Source organism: Terrisporobacter sp., from assembly GCF_017888745.1.
Taxonomy (GTDB): domain Bacteria; phylum Bacillota; class Clostridia; order Peptostreptococcales; family Peptostreptococcaceae; genus Terrisporobacter.
Genome location: NZ_JAGHFM010000046.1, coordinates 1 through 3,128, shown reverse-complemented (window position 1 = coordinate 3,128; position 3,128 = coordinate 1). Strand labels below are relative to the sequence as shown.

Sequence of the window (3,128 nt, the reverse complement as noted above, 5' to 3'; positions counted from 1 at the left end):
CTACTAATAAGTGATTGTTCAGCTAGAAGTATAGAAGCAGTTGCTAGAATTAGAGATTTAGCTAATGAAATAGGAATAGATGTTGGAAGAGTTTCTTTAATCATAAATAAAGCTCCAAATGGGATGTTGAATGATGGAATAAAAAGAGAAATTTACAGATTTAACTTGGATTTACTAGGTGTTGTACCTATGGATGAAATGATATTTGAATATGACTGTAATAGGATACCATTAGTGAAATTACCACAAGATTCAAAAGCTAAGGTAGCTATGAAGGATATATTCAATAAATTAAATTTATAATAATTAAAGTACATAGAAATTAAAAAACAGTATAAATTTTATTTATACTGTTTTTTTATAGTTTTTTTGCACATTCAGGACAAATTCCAGAAAACTCTAAATTATGACTAGTAATTGTGAATCCAGTATCCTCACACAATTCATTTTCAAACTTCTTAAGAGGGCAACAATCAACTAAGACAACTTTATTACATAAAGAGCATACTAATTGATGCTTATGTTGCCTATTATTTATCTGATAATATGTTTTTCCATCATTACTTAATTGTTTTAACAAAATTCCTTTTTCAGTAAGAGCAGCTAGTGCTCTATATATAGTAGATAAATTCATATTTACTTCCTTTGAAGCCTCTTCTAAAATTTCTTCTGAGGTAAGGGGTGAAATAGAATTATTTAATACAGAAAGAATTACTAATCTTTTTTTAGTAGATTTTAAATTTGCAGATTTTAATAAATTATTTTCAGTATTCATAATTAATCCTCCAAAAAATGAAAAAATAAGTTTGTTCATCTTAATAAAAGGATAAACTTATTATATACCTTTGTCAAATAAATATAAATGCATATGATTTGCACTTGACTTATATATTATAAAGTAGTAGTATTTAAATATAAAGTGCAAATAAGAGGCATTCTCAATTATAGAAATTAAATAAAATAAATGCATCGTGAATAAAATAGAATATAAATATAGTAAGGAGTAAGAAAATGAAAATAAAAAAAATAATGTCATTATTAATATCAATGACAATACTATTTAGCGTAGGTTGTACAAAAAACAATAGTGAAGATGTAAGTAACCAAGGAAAAATTAAAATATATACAAGTATTTATCCTTTATATGATTTTACTAAAAAAGTCGGAGGGGATAAGGTTGATGTTACTAATTTAGTACCAGCTGGAACAGAACCTCATGATTGGGAAATTTCAACTACAGATATAGTAAATTTAGAAAAAGCTGATATGCTTATTTATAATGGAGCCGGTATAGAAAATTGGACTGATAAAGTTATAAATTCTCTAGAAAATGAAGATATAGTTTATGTGAAAACTAGTGAAGGATTAGACATACATACTACTGATGTGAATGAAGATAGTCATGATGGTCATAATCATGATGGTACTGACCCACATACATGGCTAAGTATTAAAAATGCTAAAAAAGAAATGAAAAATATAAAGGATGCATTAGTAAAAGAAGATACGGAAAATGCAGATTACTATGAGAAAAATTATCAAACTTATGCGAAAAAATTTGATGAACTAGATAAAAGATATGAAGATACATTAAGTCCAATAGAAAATAAGAGCATCATAGTAGCTCATGAAGCATTTGGATATTTATGCGATGAATATGATATTGAACAAGTTGGCATAGAAGGATTAACTCCAGATAGCGAACCAGATCCAGCTAGAATGACAGAAATAATAAAATTTGCAAAAGATAATAATATAAAAACAATTTTCTTTGAAGAATTAGTTAGCCCAAAAGTAGCAAAAACTATTTCTAAAGAAATCAATGCTAATACAGATGTTTTAAATCCTCTTGAAGGGTTAAGTGATGAAGATATAAAAAATGGAGAAGATTATTTCTCTGTAATGGAAAAGAATTTACAATCTATATATGACTCTATGAAGTAATTAGTAATTATAAACAAGATATAAAATATAAAGCCATAATGATATGTTATATGGCTAATGAAATATATATAGATTATAGTTTTGGAGGCGAATATGAAAAATATTATTTCCATAGAAAATGTATCCTTTGGATATAACAAAGATAATATTCTTAATGATATTATGTTATCAATAGATGAAGGAGATTTTGTTGGAATAGTTGGATGTAATGGAAGTGGTAAAAGTACACTTTTAAAATTACTGATAGGACAATTAAATCCATCAAAGGGAAAAGTTAAATTTTTTAATGAGGAAATATCAAAAAGTAATAATTTAGACAAAATAGGGTATGTGTCACAAATTTCAATGTCAACAGGGGCTTCTTTTCCTGCTACTGTTGAAGAGATTGTTATGGCAAATCTATATTCTAAAATAGGCTTTCTGAAGTTTCCTAAAAAAGAACATAAAGAAAAGGTAAAAGAATCACTTAAAATTGTTAATATGGAAGATTACCCGAAAAGACTAATTGGAAATTTATCTGGAGGTCAACAACAAAGGGTAATGATAGCAAGAGCATTAGTAAGTAATCCTAAAATATTGATTTTAGATGAACCTACTACAGGTATAGATGCGGCATCGGAAGAGCAATTATACAACTTATTAGAAAAGTTAAATAAAGAATCAAAAATAACAATTATAATAGTAAGTCATGACTTTGCTAAAATTACTAAATATACAAATAAAATCTTTATGGTAGAAAATAATAGTGTTTCTTTGATAAATGGTAAAGATGAGGTGTAAGTATGATTTTTGAATATGAATTTATGAGAAAGGCATTTATCGTGGGGATATTACTTGCCATAATAGTGCCTTGTATAGGAATAATAGTTGTATTAAAGAGGTTATCAATGATTGGAGATGCTCTTTCTCATTCATCTCTTGCAGGTATTGCAGCAGGATTAGTATTTAATATTAATCCTGTTCTTGGAGCTCTTATTGCCTCTTTAGCTTCAGCTTTTAGTATAGAATTTATAAGAAAGAAAATTCCGAAATATTCAGAAATGTCTATTGCTATAATAATGTCTGCAGGAGTTGGTCTTGCAGGTGTACTTTCAGGATTTGTGAAAGACTCAGCATCTTTTAATAGTTTTTTATTTGGATCAATAGTTGCAATAACAGATTTTGAATTATTTATGGTAGTTGGT

At 27.1% G+C, this 3,128-nt stretch carries 4 protein-coding genes and 1 pseudogene; 4 read left to right on the top strand and 1 reads right to left on the bottom strand.

Features of this window, described 5'->3' with window-relative positions; translation table 11 throughout:
- A pseudogene (locus J7G74_RS01940) lies at positions 1-303 on the top strand (carbon monoxide dehydrogenase); the annotation flags it as partial.
- Positions 304-358: 55 nt separating this feature from the next.
- On the opposite strand, the gene J7G74_RS01935 reads toward J7G74_RS01940, so the two are convergent.
- Positions 359-775: a Fur family transcriptional regulator gene (locus J7G74_RS01935; RefSeq protein ID WP_297131158.1), complete on the bottom strand. Its 417-nt coding sequence runs from the start codon at positions 773-775 to the stop codon at positions 359-361.
- A gap of 236 nt (positions 776-1,011) precedes the next feature.
- Between J7G74_RS01935 and J7G74_RS01930 the strand changes: the two genes are divergently transcribed.
- The 3 genes from J7G74_RS01930 to J7G74_RS01920 all read left to right on the top strand — a co-directional run.
- On the top strand, positions 1,012-1,944 hold the full coding sequence (locus J7G74_RS01930; protein WP_330616351.1) for a metal ABC transporter substrate-binding protein: 933 nt from the start codon (positions 1,012-1,014) through the stop codon (positions 1,942-1,944).
- 93 nt (positions 1,945-2,037) lie between these two features.
- Complete coding sequence (locus J7G74_RS01925; RefSeq protein ID WP_297131157.1) at positions 2,038-2,724, top strand: metal ABC transporter ATP-binding protein; 687 nt, start codon at positions 2,038-2,040, stop codon at positions 2,722-2,724.
- Between the two features lie 2 nt (positions 2,725-2,726).
- Positions 2,727-3,128 (top strand): metal ABC transporter permease (locus J7G74_RS01920; RefSeq protein ID WP_297131153.1); only part of this gene is annotated, 402 nt, incomplete at its 3' end.

What these genes read in the sequence shown, in the direction of transcription:
- J7G74_RS01935 (WP_297131158.1), bottom strand. Translation starts at nt 775, where the DNA reads ATGAATACTGAAAATAATTTATTAAAATCTGCAAATTTAAAATCTACT.
- J7G74_RS01930 (WP_330616351.1), top strand. Translation starts at nt 1,012, where the DNA reads ATGAAAATAAAAAAAATAATGTCATTATTAATATCAATGACAATACTA.
- J7G74_RS01925 (WP_297131157.1), top strand. Translation starts at nt 2,038, where the DNA reads ATGAAAAATATTATTTCCATAGAAAATGTATCCTTTGGATATAACAAA.